Source organism: Acinetobacter sp. YH12145 (assembly GCF_013418335.1).
GTDB lineage: Bacteria > Pseudomonadota > Gammaproteobacteria > Pseudomonadales > Moraxellaceae > Acinetobacter > Acinetobacter amyesii.
In genome coordinates this window covers 48,739-65,421 of record NZ_VPCE01000015.1, presented here as the reverse complement: position 1 = coordinate 65,421, position 16,683 = coordinate 48,739, and the positions used below count along the sequence as shown (strand labels likewise).

At 39.3% G+C, this 16,683-nt stretch carries 16 protein-coding genes; 8 read left to right on the top strand and 8 right to left on the bottom strand.

Annotated elements, in window-relative coordinates; all coding sequences use genetic code 11:
- Positions 1-54: 54 nt before the first annotated feature.
- Both FTU80_RS14265 and FTU80_RS14260 read right to left on the bottom strand, forming a co-directional pair.
- On the bottom strand, positions 55-579 hold the full coding sequence (locus tag FTU80_RS14265) for a hypothetical protein (protein ID WP_180085752.1): 525 nt from the start codon (positions 577-579) through the stop codon (positions 55-57).
- A 284-nt stretch (positions 580-863) separates the two neighbouring features.
- On the bottom strand, positions 864-1,490 hold the full coding sequence (locus FTU80_RS14260) for an alpha/beta hydrolase (protein ID WP_180056075.1): 627 nt from the start codon (positions 1,488-1,490) through the stop codon (positions 864-866).
- A gap of 124 nt (positions 1,491-1,614) precedes the next feature.
- On the opposite strand from FTU80_RS14260, the gene yaaA reads away from it, so the two are divergent.
- From yaaA to FTU80_RS14240, 4 genes are all read left to right on the top strand, one after another.
- A complete protein-coding gene (gene yaaA / locus FTU80_RS14255) occupies positions 1,615-2,397 on the top strand; it encodes a peroxide stress protein YaaA (RefSeq protein WP_180085750.1) in 783 nt (260 codons plus the stop codon).
- A gap of 956 nt (positions 2,398-3,353) precedes the next feature.
- Positions 3,354-4,676, top strand: coding sequence for an NCS2 family permease (locus tag FTU80_RS14250; protein WP_111885323.1), 1,323 nt, complete (start codon positions 3,354-3,356; stop codon positions 4,674-4,676).
- A gap of 66 nt (positions 4,677-4,742) precedes the next feature.
- The gene (locus tag FTU80_RS14245) at positions 4,743-5,744 is read left to right on the top strand and encodes an adenosine deaminase (protein WP_180085748.1); all 1,002 of its coding nucleotides are present in this window, start codon (positions 4,743-4,745) and stop codon (positions 5,742-5,744) included.
- 56 nt (positions 5,745-5,800) lie between these two features.
- A complete protein-coding gene (locus FTU80_RS14240; protein WP_111885321.1) occupies positions 5,801-6,175 on the top strand; it encodes a hypothetical protein in 375 nt (124 codons plus the stop codon).
- Positions 6,176-6,227: 52 nt separating this feature from the next.
- Here the strand turns inward: FTU80_RS14240 and FTU80_RS14235 are convergent, their stop codons facing one another.
- Positions 6,228-6,785 carry a cytochrome b gene (locus FTU80_RS14235; protein WP_180085747.1) on the bottom strand — a complete coding sequence of 186 codons (558 nt, stop codon included), beginning with the start codon at positions 6,783-6,785 and terminating at the stop codon, positions 6,228-6,230.
- 212 nt (positions 6,786-6,997) lie between these two features.
- Here FTU80_RS14235 and FTU80_RS14230 point away from each other — a divergent pair, with 212 nt between their 5' ends.
- Both FTU80_RS14230 and rnhB read left to right on the top strand, forming a co-directional pair.
- Positions 6,998-7,387 (top strand): hypothetical protein, encoded by a 390-nt coding sequence (locus tag FTU80_RS14230; RefSeq protein WP_180085746.1) that lies wholly within the window; start codon positions 6,998-7,000, stop codon positions 7,385-7,387.
- 93 nt (positions 7,388-7,480) lie between these two features.
- Positions 7,481-8,050: a ribonuclease HII gene (gene rnhB, locus FTU80_RS14225; RefSeq protein WP_180085745.1), complete on the top strand. Its 570-nt coding sequence runs from the start codon at positions 7,481-7,483 to the stop codon at positions 8,048-8,050.
- Positions 8,051-8,142: 92 nt separating this feature from the next.
- Here rnhB and csrA read toward each other — a convergent pair whose 3' ends face one another.
- The 3 genes from csrA to alaS form a co-directional block, all read right to left on the bottom strand.
- On the bottom strand, positions 8,143-8,397 hold the full coding sequence (csrA, locus tag FTU80_RS14220; protein WP_078189080.1) for a carbon storage regulator CsrA: 255 nt from the start codon (positions 8,395-8,397) through the stop codon (positions 8,143-8,145).
- A 248-nt stretch (positions 8,398-8,645) separates the two neighbouring features.
- A complete protein-coding gene (locus FTU80_RS14215) occupies positions 8,646-9,926 on the bottom strand; it encodes an aspartate kinase (RefSeq protein ID WP_078194395.1) in 1,281 nt (426 codons plus the stop codon).
- Positions 9,927-10,272: 346 nt separating this feature from the next.
- On the bottom strand, positions 10,273-12,966 hold the full coding sequence (gene alaS / locus FTU80_RS14210) for an alanine--tRNA ligase (RefSeq protein WP_180085744.1): 2,694 nt from the start codon (positions 12,964-12,966) through the stop codon (positions 10,273-10,275).
- Between the two features lie 933 nt (positions 12,967-13,899).
- On the opposite strand from alaS, the gene FTU80_RS14205 reads away from it, so the two are divergent.
- Both FTU80_RS14205 and FTU80_RS14200 read left to right on the top strand, forming a co-directional pair.
- Complete coding sequence (locus tag FTU80_RS14205; protein ID WP_180085743.1) at positions 13,900-14,928, top strand: type I glyceraldehyde-3-phosphate dehydrogenase; 1,029 nt, start codon at positions 13,900-13,902, stop codon at positions 14,926-14,928.
- Between the two features lie 199 nt (positions 14,929-15,127).
- Positions 15,128-15,424: a hypothetical protein gene (locus FTU80_RS14200; RefSeq protein ID WP_180085775.1), complete on the top strand. Its 297-nt coding sequence runs from the start codon at positions 15,128-15,130 to the stop codon at positions 15,422-15,424.
- A gap of 169 nt (positions 15,425-15,593) precedes the next feature.
- Here FTU80_RS14200 and FTU80_RS14195 read toward each other — a convergent pair whose 3' ends face one another.
- Together FTU80_RS14195 and FTU80_RS14190 are read right to left on the bottom strand one after the other, a co-directional pair.
- The gene (locus tag FTU80_RS14195) at positions 15,594-15,893 is read right to left on the bottom strand and encodes an AzlD family protein (protein WP_180085742.1); all 300 of its coding nucleotides are present in this window, start codon (positions 15,891-15,893) and stop codon (positions 15,594-15,596) included.
- Positions 15,890-16,636: an AzlC family ABC transporter permease gene (locus FTU80_RS14190; RefSeq protein ID WP_180085740.1), complete on the bottom strand. Its 747-nt coding sequence runs from the start codon at positions 16,634-16,636 to the stop codon at positions 15,890-15,892. The genes FTU80_RS14195 and FTU80_RS14190 overlap by 4 nt, the downstream gene beginning before the upstream one ends.
- Between the last annotated feature and the right edge of the window lie 47 nt (positions 16,637-16,683).

The following is a 16,683-nucleotide window of genomic DNA, read 5'->3' as shown; positions in this document are numbered from 1 at the left end:
AAAAAGCAGCATAGTGCTGCTTTTTTATTTTTTAACGGAATGTATCGAACAACGTTATAGACATTCAATATTGATAGGATTAATAGTTCGATTGCTCTTTTTCACATAGTCACACATTTTTTCTGACTCTTGTTCATTGAGTCCCCAAAACACGATCACACCACGTTGATCAGTCAATTTGCTATCGCTTAAATAAATATAATGAGTGTCATGATAGTTTTTATCGAGCATATCTTTATATTTTTGATCGGTAAAAGATGAACAAGATGAAATTTCAGCTTCTTTACACACCGAGTCACTCGAACAGCGTTGCTTAAAGGTTGAGATCATATTCATGGTGTCAGTGCTGTTGAGTTGGGCTTCGCACACTTGGCTGTTGGGAAAGTCGTAGACCATTTTTAAGCTAAAATCACGACCATCGACATTCATCTTGTATGACGCAGTCAAATAGGCTTTGGGACCATCGTTCGCAGCAACCGTAGACGCTGGCAAATTTGTCGTTGTGGATGGGGTTGAATTAAAATAATAAACCAAAGCTGCAATGCTTAGACTTAAAATCACAGCAACAATAAATTTCATTTTTCCCTCTAAATTTTATCTTAATTTTTCTGGGTATTATTTCTGTAGTTGATTATTTAAACAAGTAAATAATTGGTTTTAAGATAAAAAATTGAGGCGTAATCAAAATTAAACGAGCATAGGCTTAGGTCTTTACATGTTGAATAGCTAATGATCGCCAATGCATTAAAAAGATGGATAAATCGAATTGCTGTAGGTGAATTTATCTGAAATATTGGTGGGGAATAGAGCGGTCACTAGGCAAAAAAAATGAGCCAGTTAAGCTGACTCATTTTTGGTATTGTTTATACTAAAAAGCGTGAAATCGCAATACGAAGCTGTTTGAGATAACCTGTAAAGAAGTGGTTTGCACCTGGCAAAACCGTGATTAAATGGCGCTGTGGTTTGGCCCACTGAATCAAGTCAGATAACAGTGTGACATTATCTTCTTCACCATGAATAAATAAAATATCACCCTTAATATGCGGTGTCACATAGTGACGTACACCTGCAACTGTTGTGGTTGGTAAGCCGCATAAAATAGTCTGTACAGGCTGTAACTCCACTGGCAATAGGGCATAGCATTTAGTCATGACATTTGCACCAAAACTAAAACCGCCTGCATAAAATGGCAAGTTTGGGTGTTGGCTACGAGCAAATTCAATGACTTGCATGGTATCTTTAGTTTCACCATTGCCTTCGTCATGTATTCCTGCACTTTGGCCAGAACCACGGAAACTTGGGCGATAAACAACATAGCCACGTTCTAAGAACATTTGCGCTAAAAGCACAGGGACTTTGTGCTGTGGTGTACCACCTTGCAATGGGTGAGGGTGTGTAACTACCGCGAATCCTTTCACTTCACCCTGTGGATAATCAACAAAAATTTCAAGTTGACCCATCGGCCCTTGAATGAACATTTGTTCTGACATAATTACTAAAATGTGAAAGCGGGAGAGTCTATAGTTTACAGATTAATATTATCTAAAACACAGATTGGATTTGAAAATACTCTACTGTTATAGTTTGTTTAATTAAAAATTAATCAGGATGTTTATGCTCGCTTTAATTTCTCCAGCAAAAACTTTAGATTACGAAACCGCTTTACCGACTGAAAAATTCACTCAACCACGGCTATTAGATCATTCTGAAGAATTGATCTCAGTCGCACGTAAATTGTCGGCAAGTGAAATTTCAAGCTTGATGAGTGTCAGTGAGAAAATTGCGACTTTAAATGTTGAGCGCTTCCGAGATTGGCAGTCTGATTTTGATTTTGCTAATGCACGCCAAGCAATCTTTGCCTTTAAAGGTGATGTATATACCGGTTTAGATGCTTATAAACTTACAAACTCAGACCTTGAATATGCACAAACCCATTTGCGTATGCTCTCGGGTCTCTATGGTTTATTGCGTCCGCTTGATTTAATGATGCCATATCGTTTAGAGATGGGGACCAAGCTGCAAAATCCACGTGGACATAACCTATACGAGTTTTGGGACAATACCATCACCAATCTCATCAATGACGATTTGGAAAAAGCCGGCTCTGAACTTTTGGTCAACATCGCTTCAGATGAATATTATAAGTCGGTCAAAGAATCAAAAATTAAAGCCGAAATCATCAAGCCAGTTTTTCTCGATCAAAAGAACGGCAAATATAAAGTCATCAGCTTCTATGCCAAAAAAGCACGTGGCCTAATGGCGCGTTATTTGTTGGAAAATAAAATTGAACGTATTGAAGATATCAAGTCGTTCAATACCGATGGATATTATTTCGATGCTGAGAGTAGCTTAAATGGCGAATTAGTCTTTAAGCGAGACGAACAACAAGCTGCTTAAGTTCAAGATTGAAAATTTTGAATCTGTAAAAAATATGAATAGCCGCTGTTTTTAAGTCAGCGGCTTTTTTATCTTCTTCACTCGGGATGTAACGGTGGGCCTGTGAAATTGATCGTGCTTTAAATTTCGTATATGAAATGATCTACAATGTGAGGCTTTTTGAGGAAAAGGATTTAAAAAAACATTCAGCGATTATCTTGTCTATCAGTCTAAAATATATTACAAAGTTAACATTGATCGAACAAATAGCTTATTAAATGACTTAATAAGATATAAAATTGTGAAATACGTCACTTTTTGTTTAAGTTTTTTGTTATTATAGCCAAATATTTAAACATGAATAAAATTTTGTTATGAAAAAAATACTGATACCAATTTTTATATTCAGCATTGTGTTCTTAGGGTTTAGTGTTTATAAAAATGCAGAGTTAAAGCGACAGCAAGAAATTAATCAGGTGTTCAATGATGATTTGAACGCATCACCTTATATGCGCTAAAAAAAATCAATCTTGCTGCTTTTGAATTGAGCTCAAGCATGATCTTGAAGAGTTCGTCTAAATATTGATATTTTATTTTTACATATAATAATTTGAAACTTTATAAATAAAACAATGTCTTAAATTTACTAAATTGAAAAGCGATGAAAATGTGGAAACATTAAAAAATCAATGTGTTATAATTTGCCGAAATTAATTTGATCAGTATTTATTGATATTAAATACGAATTAAATGACATAAATAGAGGAGCTGCATAGGTTTATGCAGCTTTTTTGTTTGCAAATTTCAACATTTGTACTGTGTTGTATGCTGTTGAAAATAGGATTTTTTAAAGCCTACAATCTGCCGAATTGGCATATTCGTTGCTTAGGCATACACAAAATTAATGATGAATACATCACATGATTAATTTTGTGGAATGCTTATATGCATAAAGTTTACTTCATAGGGGCTAGGTCATGACGACTCCTAATCCATCTTCCGAGAACATGCTTGAACGTCTGTTTAAACTGAGCGAAAACAAAACCAGTTTCAAAACAGAAGTCATTGCAGGTGTAACTACTTTCTTGACAATGTGTTACATCATTATTGTCAATCCAATGATTTTGTCCGAAACGGGTATGGATCATGGCGCTGTTTTTGTCGCAACTTGTCTAGCAGCAGCCATTGGCTGTTTGGTGATGGGTCTTGTTGCTAACTATCCAATTGCCTTAGCACCGGGTATGGGTTTAAACGCTTACTTTACCTATTCTGTATGTTTGGGTATGGGCGTGGAATGGCAAACTGCTTTAGCAGCTGTATTTGTCTCTGGCCTTGTTTTTATCGCTATCAGCATGTTCAAAATCCGTGAAGCGATTGTCAATGCGATTCCAATGTCGCTTAAACTGGCGATCGGTGGCGGTATTGGTTTATTCCTTGCGCTGGTTTCTTTGAAAAATGCCGGCATTATTGTTGATAACCCTGCAACATTGGTTAGTCTGGGTGATTTAAAACAGCCGTCTGTCTTGTTAGCTTTACTTGGCTTCTTGATGGTTGTGGTTATGCATCACTTTAAAGTACGTGGTGCAATCATCATCAGTATTTTGGTGATTACTGCAATTTCAACCCTGCTGGGCTTCAACGAATTTAAAGGTGTTGTAGGTGCTATTCCTTCAATCGCTCCAACATTCATGCAAATGAACTTCGAAGGTCTATTCACCGCAAGTTTGATTGGCGTGATCTTTGTATTCTTCTTGGTCGATTTATTTGATTCTACAGGTACATTGGTCGGTGTATCACACCGTGCAGGTTTATTAAAAGACGGTAAATTACCACGTTTGAAGAAAGCATTATTTGCTGACTCATCTGCAATTGTTGCGGGTGCGGCATTGGGTACGTCATCAACTACGCCTTATATTGAATCATCAGCAGGTGTTGCTGCCGGTGGTCGTACAGGTTTAACTGCAGTTGTAGTTGCTGTATTGTTTATTTTGGCATTGTTCTTAGCACCACTTGCTCAGTCAGTACCAGGTTTTGCAACTGCGCCAGCATTGTTGTTTGTTGGTGTGTTGATGATTCAAGGTATCGTTCATATTGAATGGGATGATATTACTGAAGCAGTCCCAGCATTTTTAACAATTGTATTTATGCCGTTTACGTATTCAATTGCAGACGGTATTGCAATGGGCTTCATTAGCTATGCATTGGTTAAATTGCTTACAGGTAAAGCGAAAACTGTACCATATATGGTCTGGATTATTGCTGCACTTTGGGCATTAAAATTTGCTGCATTTGGCGGTTAATACTGTCAAATAGCGAAAGGGTGTAAACTCCGTTTGCACCCTTTTTTATTTTTATGAGGATAAAAGATGGATCAACTTGAGCTGATTCGCGCTTTGCCAAAAGCAGAGCTACATGTGCATATTGAAGGGACATTTGAGCCTGAACTCATGTTTGCAATTGCCCAACGCAACAATATTGCAATCCCTTATCAATCAGTCGAAGAATTAAAAGAAGCGTATAATTTTCATAATTTACAGTCTTTTTTAGATATTTATTATGCAGGTGCAAATGTACTGATTCATGAGCAAGATTTTTATGATTTGGCATGGGCATACTTTGAAAAATGTGCAGAAGATCATGTGGTTCATACTGAAATGTTCTTCGACCCACAAACTCATACAGATCGTGGGATTGCTTTTGAAACTGTCTTGAATGGCTTACAACGCGCTTGTGATGATGCCAAAGTAAAACTGGGCATTAGCTCACATCTGATTATGTGTTTCTTACGTCATTTATCTGAAGACGCAGCATTTGCAACATTAGAACAAGCTTTACCATATAAAAATCAAATTATTGGTGTTGGTTTAGATTCGAGTGAAGTGGGTCATCCACCATCAAAATTCGAACGTGTTTTTGCCAAAGCACGTGAAGCAGGTTTTCTTATCGTTGCGCATGCAGGGGAAGAAGGTCCAGCAGAATACGTATGGGAAGCCTTGGATCTACTGAAAGTAAATCGTGTTGACCATGGTGTACGTTCAGAAGAAGATCCAGCCTTAATGCAGCGTTTAATTGCAGAGAAAATGCCATTAACCGTTTGCCCGCTGAGTAATTTAAAACTTTGTGTTGTGAATGATATGGCTGATCATAATATTCGCCGACTATTGCAACAAGGTGTGCATGTGACCGTCAATTCAGATGATCCATCTTATTTTGGTGGCTATATGAATGATAACTTTATTGCGATCACCAAAGCACTTGATTTAAGCAATGCAGAGTTAAAGCAACTGGCAATTAACTCTTTTGAAGCATCATTTATTTCAGATGCGGAAAAACAAACTTGGATTAAAAAGATTGAAGCGTTGAATTAATAATCAGCGTATAATCTCAGGCAGTGAATATTCACTGCCTTTTTTATGTTTAAATCATGCTTTTCTCTCATTCAAATCGCTCTATATTTGCCTCATCGATTACATTTTTAGCCGCAGTATTGATTTCATCCGCTGCTAGTGCAGATAAATCAAGTTTAAGTCAGCGTATGCTAAAGCCTGTGATTGAATATCAATGCTCGCAAGAGTTAAATAGTTCTAAAATTTGGAAAGGTGCTGCGTTGTTTATGAGTGCTCAACAGAAAAAAGACAATCAAGCTGCGATTTGTCAGTGCGTGAGTGAGCATGCCATGGATGATATCGGTGCGAAAGATCTGATGACTGCTGCAGTGAATGAAACTGAAAAGAATAAACTGATTTCTAAAGCGGTTTTGAATAGTATGCGTGGCTGTGCTCAGCAAGTGCTGAATTAAAAGATGATGCTCACAATAAAAGCCACATAATGTGGCTTTTATTTTGTCTTTGTTAGGGTTTTGGTTGTCGTGTCATGCTTTTGAGCACACGGTCTTTATCAATAAAATGATGTTTCAGTGCTGCCAAAATATGGCCCACTAAGAGCAAGCCTGCTGCCCAAGAAATCCAAATATGTAGCGGTTTCACGATGGCAAGTAATTCAGGATTATCGTGGACCAAGCGTGGTATTTCAAACAAATACAAGACAGGGGCCGGGTGACCTGCACTCCAACTGAATAAGCAACCTGTGATCGGCAAAGCCAGTAGTACAAAATACAGTGCTAAATGACCCAAATGTGCCAAGGTTTTCATGCCGGATGACATGCTGTCAGGTAATTCAGGTGCGGGGTGGGTATAGCGCCAAAAGATTCGTATCACCACCAAAAAAATAATCGTAGTCGCAATATTTTTATGGAGGGTAATCACTTGTCCTTTAAAGCTGCCATCGACGTCATAACTCAGAAAATTGCCACTATAAAAGCCAATTAACCATGCCACGATGAATATGATCGCCATCAGCCAATGTAAGACCTGAGCTGTTCGAGTGTAGTATTGTGTGTTATTGCTCATGTTGATTATTTAAGCGTCCAATCTTATGCAGATTCTAATACAGACCACAAAAATATGCGTCGTTTAAAATCGGGACACTGTGTTGTGAATATGCAACACAGGCTTTGATGATTAACTACACAACTACCGAATTTATTTTAAATAGTCATATCAGATGGTGTGTGATTTGGGGCACAATATGCGCGTTAATTAACAGAACAAAGGAAATATTCGTGAAAAAATTAGTTGCTGTTCTAGCGCCATTAGCGCTTGTACTTTCTGCATGTGCTGCGACTGGTACAACAGGTACAAGTACATCTACAGGTACAACTTCAGCAAACAGCTTGGCAATGATGGCTGTTAAAGTGGGTGTTCAAGCGAAATGCGTGACTGAGCTAAATAACAACAGCTACTGGAAAACAGGTTCAAAACTATTAACAGAAACTCAAAAATCTGAACTACAAACTGAAGTGTGTTCATGTGTAGGCGAGAAAGCGACAACTAGCGTGACTGCAACGGATTTGGTTGTAGCAGCAATAGATAAAACTTCACAAGCTAATCTTGCGGCTAAAATCGTGACAAATACTTTAAATGCTTGCGTGATCGAAACATTTAAAAACTAAGATTTAGAACATTTTATACGACCCAGACATTGGTATTGCTGAGTATTAGCAAATCCAAATTAAGGGTCGTATTTTATTTTGAGTGAGAGATATATGAAAATTGCTGGTGCAGATGAAGCGGGTCGCGGTCCATTGGTGGGTTCGGTTGTTGCGGCAGCTGTCATTTTAGATCCAAATAACCCGATTGAAGGTTTAAACGATTCTAAGAAACTCACTGAAAAAAAACGTGAAAAGTTATTTATTGAGATTCAAGAAAAAGCCTTGGCTTGGGCGATTGCTGAAAGTTCTGCACAAGAAATTGATGAGATCAATATTTTGCAGGCATCGTTACTTGCAATGCGTCGTGCAGTCGAAAAACTCAGTGTGCAGCCAGAACACGTGCTGGTCGATGGTAATAAAGTCCCAGCTGGTTTAGCGATGAGCTGTGATGCAATCGTAGGCGGAGATGCGATTCATCCAGAGATTTCGGCTGCGAGTATTTTGGCAAAAGTGACTCGAGACCATGAAATGGTTGAACTAGATGCAAAATATCCACAGTATGGTTTTGCAAAACACAAGGGCTATCCAACCAAAGCACACTTTGAAGCAATTGCGCAGTATGGGGTGATTGATGAACATCGCCGCAGTTTTGGTCCCGTACGTAAAGTTCTAGAAGGGCAGTAATAAAGCTTAGTTGAACGTCTATAGTAAAAGCATGTTCTAGATAAATTTAAAGCGGCCTAATGAGCCGCTTTATCATTTAAACAACTTAAATCTTAGCGATTATAGTTATTTTGGGAATAATCAGTTTCTTCAAAAGATGGCTGATATTCTTGATCAATGTTTTGGAGATGTTCGTGCATTGCGCGTTCATGTTGAATTCGTTGGTAAATTTCTTCACGATGAACAGATACTTCTTTTGGAGCATTCACGCCAATACGAACCTGATTACCTTTAACACCAAGTACAGTCACGCTAACTTGGTCTCCAATCATTAATGTTTCTCCGACACGACGAGTCAGAATCAGCATGTTTCTCTCCTTGCAAAATGCAAAACCTGCAAATGATCTGTTATGTAAAATTCATAACTTGTAAAAGCAAAAAATTTAGCAGTGCATCTGAAACAATCATTGTGACAGTCGCAAACTGAGTAAATTTTAAAATCCTCAGGTTTAATATAACAGAGCCACTATAAAAAAAACTATAGTGGCTCTGAATTTTTACGATGTTTTTCAAAATCTGTCTAACAATGACAAATTTTGACACACAGCAAGGTTAATTAAGCACGTGCGCTTGATTCACCTGTTTCACGGTCTAGACCGAATGCAGTGTGTAGAGCACGTACAGCAAGCTCTAAGTATTTCTCATCAATAATCACTGAAATTTTGATTTCAGAAGTCGAAATCATCAAAATATTAATGCCTTCTTTTGCAAGAGCAGTAAACATTTTGCTTGCAACACCTGCGTGTGAGCGCATACCAACACCAACAATCGATACTTTTACGATGTCTGCGCGAGTTGCAACTTCACGTGCACCAATTTCTTGAGCAGTCGCTTCAAGAATGGCTTTCGCTTTTGATAATTCACTACGGTTAACTGTAAATGTGAAATCAGTTGTGCCGTCTTCTTCAACGTTTTGGATAATCATATCCACTTCAACATTGGCATCACCAATTGGTGAAAGGATGTTTGAAGCGATACCTGGTTTATCCGGTACACCAAGAATAGTTAATTTAGCTTCATCACGGTTGAACGCGATACCTGAGATGATTGGTTGTTCCATGTTGTCTTCCGCTTCAGTGGTGATTAGTGTCCCGACGTTTTGTTTAAAGTTTTCGTCGAATGCGCCATCATCGTCATTATCAAAACTTGATAATACGCGTAAAGGCACTTGGTATTTACCGGCAAATTCTACAGAACGAATTTGAAGGACTTTAGAGCCAAGTGATGCCATTTCAAGCATTTCTTCAAAAGAAATACGATCAACTTTTTTCGCTTTTGGAGCAACACGAGGGTCAGTGGTGTAAACACCATCAACGTCTGTGTAAATCTGACATTCATCAGCTTTAAGTGCGGCGGCCAATGCAACACCCGAAGTGTCAGAACCACCACGACCTAGAGTCGTAGTGTTACCTTCGGCATCAAAGCCTTGGAAACCTGCCACTACAATGACACGTCCAGCGTCAAGGTTTGAAGTCAATACATCCGTATCAATCGCTTCAATACGCGCCTTGGTAAATGCGCTGTCGGTTTTAATACCGACTTGACGGCCTGTAAGTGATTTAGCTTCAACACCAATAGAGTTAAGTGCCATTGCTAACATAGAAATCGTTACCTGTTCACCCGTAGACACCATTTGGTCTAATTCGCGTGGATCAGGGGTTTCGGTAATGGCTTTCGCTAAAGCAAGTAGACGATTGGTTTCGCCACTCATTGCAGATACAACAACCACAACTTTGTGACCGTGATCATGCCAACGCTTTACACGACGAGCAACATTTAAAATGCGCTCTGGAGTACCCATTGAGGTACCGCCATATTTTTGAACGATTAATGCCATAACTATCCTTACCAAGTAAATAAGTCTAAAGACTTAAAGCACTTACACATATTTTAAGACCGCACTTGAGCGCGATATTAATATACCACGTAGCTCATGAACTCCAAGGTAGGAGGAGTTCAAATAGATACTTTGTGTCTGCAGGGGATTCACATGAACCCAGCCTTTTAGACTCCATTTTCATCATTTAGCCAGAGGTTGAATATTGGTTTCAACATGATGATTGAGTTTGCGCTTTCACGCATCAACAGTGTTTAAGTAGGATACAGCATTAAAAAACACACTGCTTAAACCTGTTGATTTGCTCAAAGGAGGTGAGTCACTTTGAGCTATAGGACTTTTGGTCTTATTTTGCAGCTAACCATGCAACGAGGTCAGTCATTACCGCTTCAAGTTTGTCGCTATAAGGCGCACCACCTTGAGCCATATCAGGTTTACCACCACCTTTACCGCCAAGTTCTTGACCAAGGTGTTTGATGATGTCACCTGCTTTTACAGCAGCAGTGTATTCTTTAGCAACCGAAGCAATGAGGCTCACTTTGTCGGCATCAACCGCTGCGATCACGATCACAGCATTGTCTAACTTAGATTTCACACCGTCGTGCAAGTTGCGAAGTGATTTCGCATCTACACCTTGAACCGTGGTGATTAATGTTTTACGGCTACCAATCTCTTGAACTTGACTCAATAACTCAGCGGCTTGGAAGCTTGCCAATTTTTGGTTCAATTGTTCAATTTGTTTTTGCAAGCTAGATGCTGTGTGAGACAAAGCTTCAACTTTTTCTAAAGTTTGATCTTTTTGCGCTTTCAGCAAGTCGTTAATTGCATGAATGTCACGATCTGCTTTTTGCGCAGCTTCAACAGCTTTAGTACCCGTAACGGCTTCAATACGACGTACGCCTGCAGCAACACCGCCTTCAGAAGTGATTTTGAATAGACCAATATCACCGGTGCGTTTTACATGAATACCGCCACAAAGTTCGATAGAGAAGTTTTTCTCATCTTTGGTTGTACCCATTGAAAGTACACGTACTTCGTCACCGTATTTCTCACCGAACAACATCATTGCGCCTTTTTCTTTGGCCGCCTCGATGTCTAAAAGTTCAGTTGAAACAGCAGTATTGGCAATCACTTCGGCATTGACAATGCGTTCAATTTCTTGAAGCTGTTCAAATGAAACAGGTTGGTCATTGGCAAAGTCAAAACGTAAAAGTTCGCTTGCAACCAATGAACCTTTTTGCTGTACGTGCGTACCTAAAACTTGGCGAAGTGCTGCATGTAATAGGTGAGTTGCAGAGTGGTTGCGTGAAGTTGCTTCACGGATATCCGCTTTAACAATCGCCTCAACTGCTTGAGCTGCTTTTAAGTTACCCATGGTCACGATGCCTTGGTGTACAAAAGCGCCGCCTGATTTTTTGGTGTCTTGAACTTCAAAAATACCAGTTTCGTTTTTGAAGATACCTGTATCGCCAACTTGACCGCCACTTTCTGCATAGAAAGGAGTTTGGTTTAGAACGATTAGTGCTTCGTCACCTTCAAAAATTTCATCAACTTGTTCGCCATCTTTGTAGATTGCAACAATTTGACCTTGGCCTTGAGTTGCGTCATAGCCGTCAAATTGAGTCTCGCCTTCAACTTTGACAATTGAGTTGTAGTCGACAGCAAATTTACCAGCATCACGCGCACGTTGACGTTGAGCCGCCATTTCGACTTCGAAACCAGCTTCGTCAATGGTGAGATCACGTTCACGTGCAATGTCTGCTGTTAAGTCAGTCGGGAAGCCGTAAGTATCGTAAAGTTTAAATACAGTTTCGCCTGGAATCACTGAACCTTTAAGTTGAGCCAATTCGCCTTCAAGCAATTTCAAACCTTGCTCTAAAGTTTTTGCGAATTGTTCTTCTTCTTTCAAAAGCTGTGCTTCGATACGTGCCTGGTTAGCAGCAAGTTCAGGATAAGCAGCACCCATCACTTCGATTAACGGCTGCAACATTTTGTAGAAGAATGAACCAGTCGCACCCAATTTGTTACCATGACGTACTGCACGACGGATAATACGGCGAAGTACATAGCCACGGCCTTCGTTAGACGGGTTAACACCGTCTGCAATCAAGAAGCAGCAAGAACGTGCATGGTCAGCCACAACTTTAAGTGAAGCAGGGTATTCAACTGGTTTGTTTTCTGCTTGCGCTTTTGCTTCAAGTTCAGTGGTATCTAAACCAATGATTTCAGCAGCAGCTTTAAGTAGGTTTTGGAATAGGTCAATTTCGTAGTTTGAGTTTACATGCTGTAAAACTGCAGAAATACGCTCAAGGCCCATACCTGTATCTACAGAAGGTGCAGGAAGGGCATGCAGAACACCATCAGCAGTACGGTTGAACTGCATGAATACGTTGTTCCAAATTTCGATGAAACGATCGCCATCTTCTTCAGGAGTGCCCGGTAAGCCGCCCCAAATGTGGTCACCATGGTCAAAGAAGATTTCAGAACATGGACCGCAAGGACCTGTATCGCCCATTGCCCAGAAGTTATCTGAAGCGTATTTTTCGCCTTTGTTGTCACCAATACGGATAATGCGTGAAGCGTCTAGACCAATTTCTTTGTTCCAGATATCAAATGCTTCGTCATCTGTATGGTAAACAGTGGCATATAGTTTATCTTTTGGCAGACCTAACCATTTTTCGTTGGTTAAGAAATCCCAAGCAAATGTGATGGCATCACGTTTGAAGTAGTCACCAAATGAGAAGTTACCCAACATTTCAAAGAATGTGTGGTGACGTGCTGTATAACCAACGTTGTCTAAGTCGTTGTGTTTACCGCCGGCACGGACACATTTTTGTGAAGAAGTTGCACGAACGTAATCACGTTTTTCAAGACCAAGGAAGCAGTCTTTAAACTGGTTCATACCAGCATTTGTGAACAATAGTGTTGGGTCGTTGGCAGGTACCAGAGAACTCGACGCGACACGTGTATGCCCTTGCGATTCAAAGTAGCTTAAAAAAGCTTCGCGAATTTCAGCTGATGTCATAAAACGAGTACTCACAACCAAGTCTCTCCTAATTTCGATTTGGTAATAGCCTATCAAGCAAGTCTTACAAAATTTTAAAGCTGGCTTGAGATGCTGACATAAAATTTAAAAACGCTAAATTATAACGGAAAAAGGTGTAGTGACCAATGATTTTCGGCTATCTCTATGACTTTTTATATGTTTTAAATTTAGCACCTATATTTTTAGATTTTTAAACCTTTGGAACGCTGAAAGTATTCATTGATTAATCTTGTGAGCGCACTGTTGCTGCGTTTTATTTACTGATGTTGCGCAGTAACATCAGAAGCGCAATTTGATTCAAATAAAAGAACGATACGCGGTAACGTCATTCGCAAGTGTTTGAGATAGGGCTACTTTTAATCAAAAATGTTTTTGCGATATTTTCAATAATTTGACGCTAGTGAAAGAGTTTTGCCGGTGAGGTGCATTGCACGGTAAGTTGTTTTCCTTGCGAAGCACGCTTCTCATTTTGCCGAATGAGAAACAATGTTTCGTTATAGTACCTCCAGCCGAATGCTAATCCCTTTGTCAATTCAAAATGTAAGACTCCGTCGAATAAAGTTAAAAAGTATTTTTAAAATGCTTAATTACTTTTTCGTGCATAACATCAGTTATTTATATGTCTTGAAAAGCTTTAAAAGTTCAAATTCAATATGTTGATAAAATAGTCTACGTGAAGGTGCTTTGCTTTTATATTTTTCAGTTCATTTGGATAATTGCATGTTTATACCCAATTTAATCATAGTGTTTGGACTTGATCTTAGTGCTGTACATTTCTAGTGAAGCTAATATTTAGATCTATACAGGTGCTAAAGTTTTATAAAAATAAAGCCCAATAAGCATTAAACGAATAAATGATAACGTTTTCATGTTGAAATCCATTAACATATAGATGCTTTATTTTTGTTTCAAAACGAAGGATTGGTCATGCAGCGAGTGGCAATTAATGGATTTGGTCGAATCGGACGCAATGTATTACGCGCTTGGTTTGAAAATCCAAAAGAATTTCATTATGAAATTGTTGCCATAAATGATGTCGCTGATGTGGAAACCATGGTGCATTTGTTTAAATATGACACCACGCATGGTCGTTTTGCAGGCCAAGTCGAAATTCTTGAGCAAGATGGCGCTATTTTTCTAGATATCTCTTGTGCTCAAGCGCATCTCAAAGTGCAAGTTTTAAATGAAGCACAGCCGAATCTTTTGCCTTGGCAGCAACTGAATGTCGATGTGGTACTCGAATGCACAGGTTTATTTAGATCGCGAGAGGCAGCCACACAACATATTGGTGCAGGTGCCAAACGTGTGATTATTGGTGCGGCGCCGTTTGACAGTGTTGATGCTGCGATTGTGTATGGTGTTAATCATCATGAAGTCAAAGCGACGGATCAAATTATTTCGAGTGTGTCGTGTACCACGCAGGCTTTGGTGCCTTTAGTCAAAATTATTGATGATGCCTTTGGTATAAACACAGCACTGATGACAGAAATTCATGCTGTGACTGCGGATCAGTCTGTATTGGATCATGCACATCGTGACTTACGTCGTGCGCGAGCTTCGGGTCAAAATATTATTCCAACGACGTCTTCAGCTCTAGGGGCATTGAAACGGGTCATGCCGAAAATGGAAGATCGAATCGATGGCTATTCGATTCGTGTACCGACGATCAATGTCGCTGCAATCGATTTAAGTTTTGTGTCCCAATCGCTTATCACCAAGCATGAGTTAAATGCAGTGTTAAGCAAAGCTGCACGTTTTGATTATCATGAAATTATGTCAGTAACCGATGAACCTTTGGTATCAAGTGATTTTAATCATTCACCTTATTCATTGATTGTCGATTTGAATCAAACCATGGTGGTAGGAAAACAAGCAAAAGTTTTCGCATGGTATGACAATGAATGGGGTTATGCGAACCGCTTGCTCGATTTATGTGAAAGTTTTCATTCTCTATAAAAATTCAAACTTATCCAATATAAAAAACATCTACTAGCTTGTAGGTGTTTTTTATTTTCTAAAATTAGATGAAAAATCATGCTTAATGACCTACATATGGCTTGAAAATATTGAAAAACTTTAAAAAATATTCAAGCACAGCCGATTTATTGTTTAAGATGAAAGTCAAAGAAATATATAAAGAGTATTGAGCATGATGTTGATGTTACTTTGGGGATTTATTTTATTATTGGCGCTGGCGGTTATTTTTTTAATTTGGCTACAGTTTAATCGTGACGTATCGCAATCTACCGCGCATGAAACCTTGCCACTCGAGGAAAAAGTGGTGCATCTAGAAGCGAACTTGAAAAAGACCTTGGAAATTATGCAAGACCTTGCAAAGAAAATGCATATCCAGCAAGAAGTATTAGATCAAACCACTCACAAATTACAGCAAGTTGAATTGCAAAATGCAGAGTTGGTGAACCTTTTGGCAAAAGTGGTCAAGACAGACTAAAGCTAATCAAAAAAATACAAAAGACTGCCCACACCTCGATATCTGCATGAAGCATGTGATCTCAAGGTATGGGTATTTTTTATCCAATAAGATGATTCCTAATATTCATCATCATTGGGTTTAAATCGTAGTTCTTTCGTTATTCAAAACATGATCGCGTATTACTTAGTTAAATCAAAATTTGTCTTAATACTGCTGCTGAAAGCATGCTAATCACAACGGTAGGCAATAACGAAAAACGTGATGCTGCAAATAGGGTAATGGCTATCGCAATCAGATCGGCAGGATTATCTTTGACAAAATAGGGCGCAATCACTGATATCAACACACAGCCGGGGACAACTTCCATAATTTGACGTTGTTTGTTGGTGAGGCTACGGTTTTTCAGTAACACATAACCCAAGATGCGGGTCAGGTAAGTGGTTAAGGCTATAAATAGAATCGCGATCAGGGTGCTAGTAAGGATCATGCATCATCTCCAATTAGGAAAAATGCAGAAGCAATGCCAGTAACTGCGCCAATCGGAACATACCAGCCCGTAGGGAGATACAAGTAAGCCAAAGATGCGGCAATCAAACTGACCAGCCATGGACGCGCCGCTTTAAAGCCTTTCCACATGCCACGCAGTAAAACAAGAAATACAGCAGGGAAGGCCATATCAAAACCAAGTCGACTAATATCGCCAAGTATCGGCCCGATCATTGCCCCTAGCGTGGTAAAGCCAACCCACATCAAATATAGAGCACAGCATAAGCCTGCATAGAACATCAAACTAAAGGCGCGCTGAATTCCCAAAACATTAGATTTTTTTTGCGCATCAGCCAAACCCACAGCCCAACTTTCATCGCACATAAAAAATAAAGCGGTATAAACCTTACGATTCGGTAGATGTCGTAAATACGGGACAAGGCTCGCCCCCATTAATAGGTGCCGACTATTCACTAAAAACGTAATAAACATCAGCATGAGAATATTAGGGGGATTGGTCCAAACTTCCAAAATGGCAAATTCAGATCCACCGGCAAAGTTAAGGCCAGTCAAAAGCGGAACTTCTAAACTAGAAAATCCTTTATGTGTTGCCTGAGCACCCAAAACTAATGCAAAAGGAATAATACCCAGCAGCATTGGAATAGATGTTTTTAGACCTCGTTTAAACTCCATAGAATGCTGTGAATGGGTGTGATTGAGTGTACTTTGTCTAAACATCAACATGACGTTTTCCATGAAGCGAGATCGAAAGCAATATTTTATGAATATCT

What these genes read in the sequence shown, in the direction of transcription:
- FTU80_RS14265 (WP_180085752.1), bottom strand. Translation starts at nt 579, where the DNA reads ATGAAATTTATTGTTGCTGTGATTTTAAGTCTAAGCATTGCAGCTTTG.
- FTU80_RS14260 (WP_180056075.1), bottom strand. Translation starts at nt 1,490, where the DNA reads ATGTCAGAACAAATGTTCATTCAAGGGCCGATGGGTCAACTTGAAATT.
- yaaA (WP_180085750.1), top strand. Translation starts at nt 1,615, where the DNA reads ATGCTCGCTTTAATTTCTCCAGCAAAAACTTTAGATTACGAAACCGCT.
- FTU80_RS14250 (WP_111885323.1), top strand. Translation starts at nt 3,354, where the DNA reads ATGACGACTCCTAATCCATCTTCCGAGAACATGCTTGAACGTCTGTTT.
- FTU80_RS14245 (WP_180085748.1), top strand. Translation starts at nt 4,743, where the DNA reads ATGGATCAACTTGAGCTGATTCGCGCTTTGCCAAAAGCAGAGCTACAT.
- FTU80_RS14240 (WP_111885321.1), top strand. Translation starts at nt 5,801, where the DNA reads ATGCTTTTCTCTCATTCAAATCGCTCTATATTTGCCTCATCGATTACA.
- FTU80_RS14235 (WP_180085747.1), bottom strand. Translation starts at nt 6,785, where the DNA reads ATGAGCAATAACACACAATACTACACTCGAACAGCTCAGGTCTTACAT.
- rnhB (WP_180085745.1), top strand. Translation starts at nt 7,481, where the DNA reads ATGAAAATTGCTGGTGCAGATGAAGCGGGTCGCGGTCCATTGGTGGGT.
- csrA (WP_078189080.1), bottom strand. Translation starts at nt 8,397, where the DNA reads ATGCTGATTCTGACTCGTCGTGTCGGAGAAACATTAATGATTGGAGAC.
- FTU80_RS14215 (WP_078194395.1), bottom strand. Translation starts at nt 9,926, where the DNA reads ATGGCATTAATCGTTCAAAAATATGGCGGTACCTCAATGGGTACTCCA.
- FTU80_RS14205 (WP_180085743.1), top strand. Translation starts at nt 13,900, where the DNA reads ATGCAGCGAGTGGCAATTAATGGATTTGGTCGAATCGGACGCAATGTA.
- FTU80_RS14195 (WP_180085742.1), bottom strand. Translation starts at nt 15,893, where the DNA reads ATGATCCTTACTAGCACCCTGATCGCGATTCTATTTATAGCCTTAACC.
- FTU80_RS14190 (WP_180085740.1), bottom strand. Translation starts at nt 16,636, where the DNA reads ATGTTGATGTTTAGACAAAGTACACTCAATCACACCCATTCACAGCAT.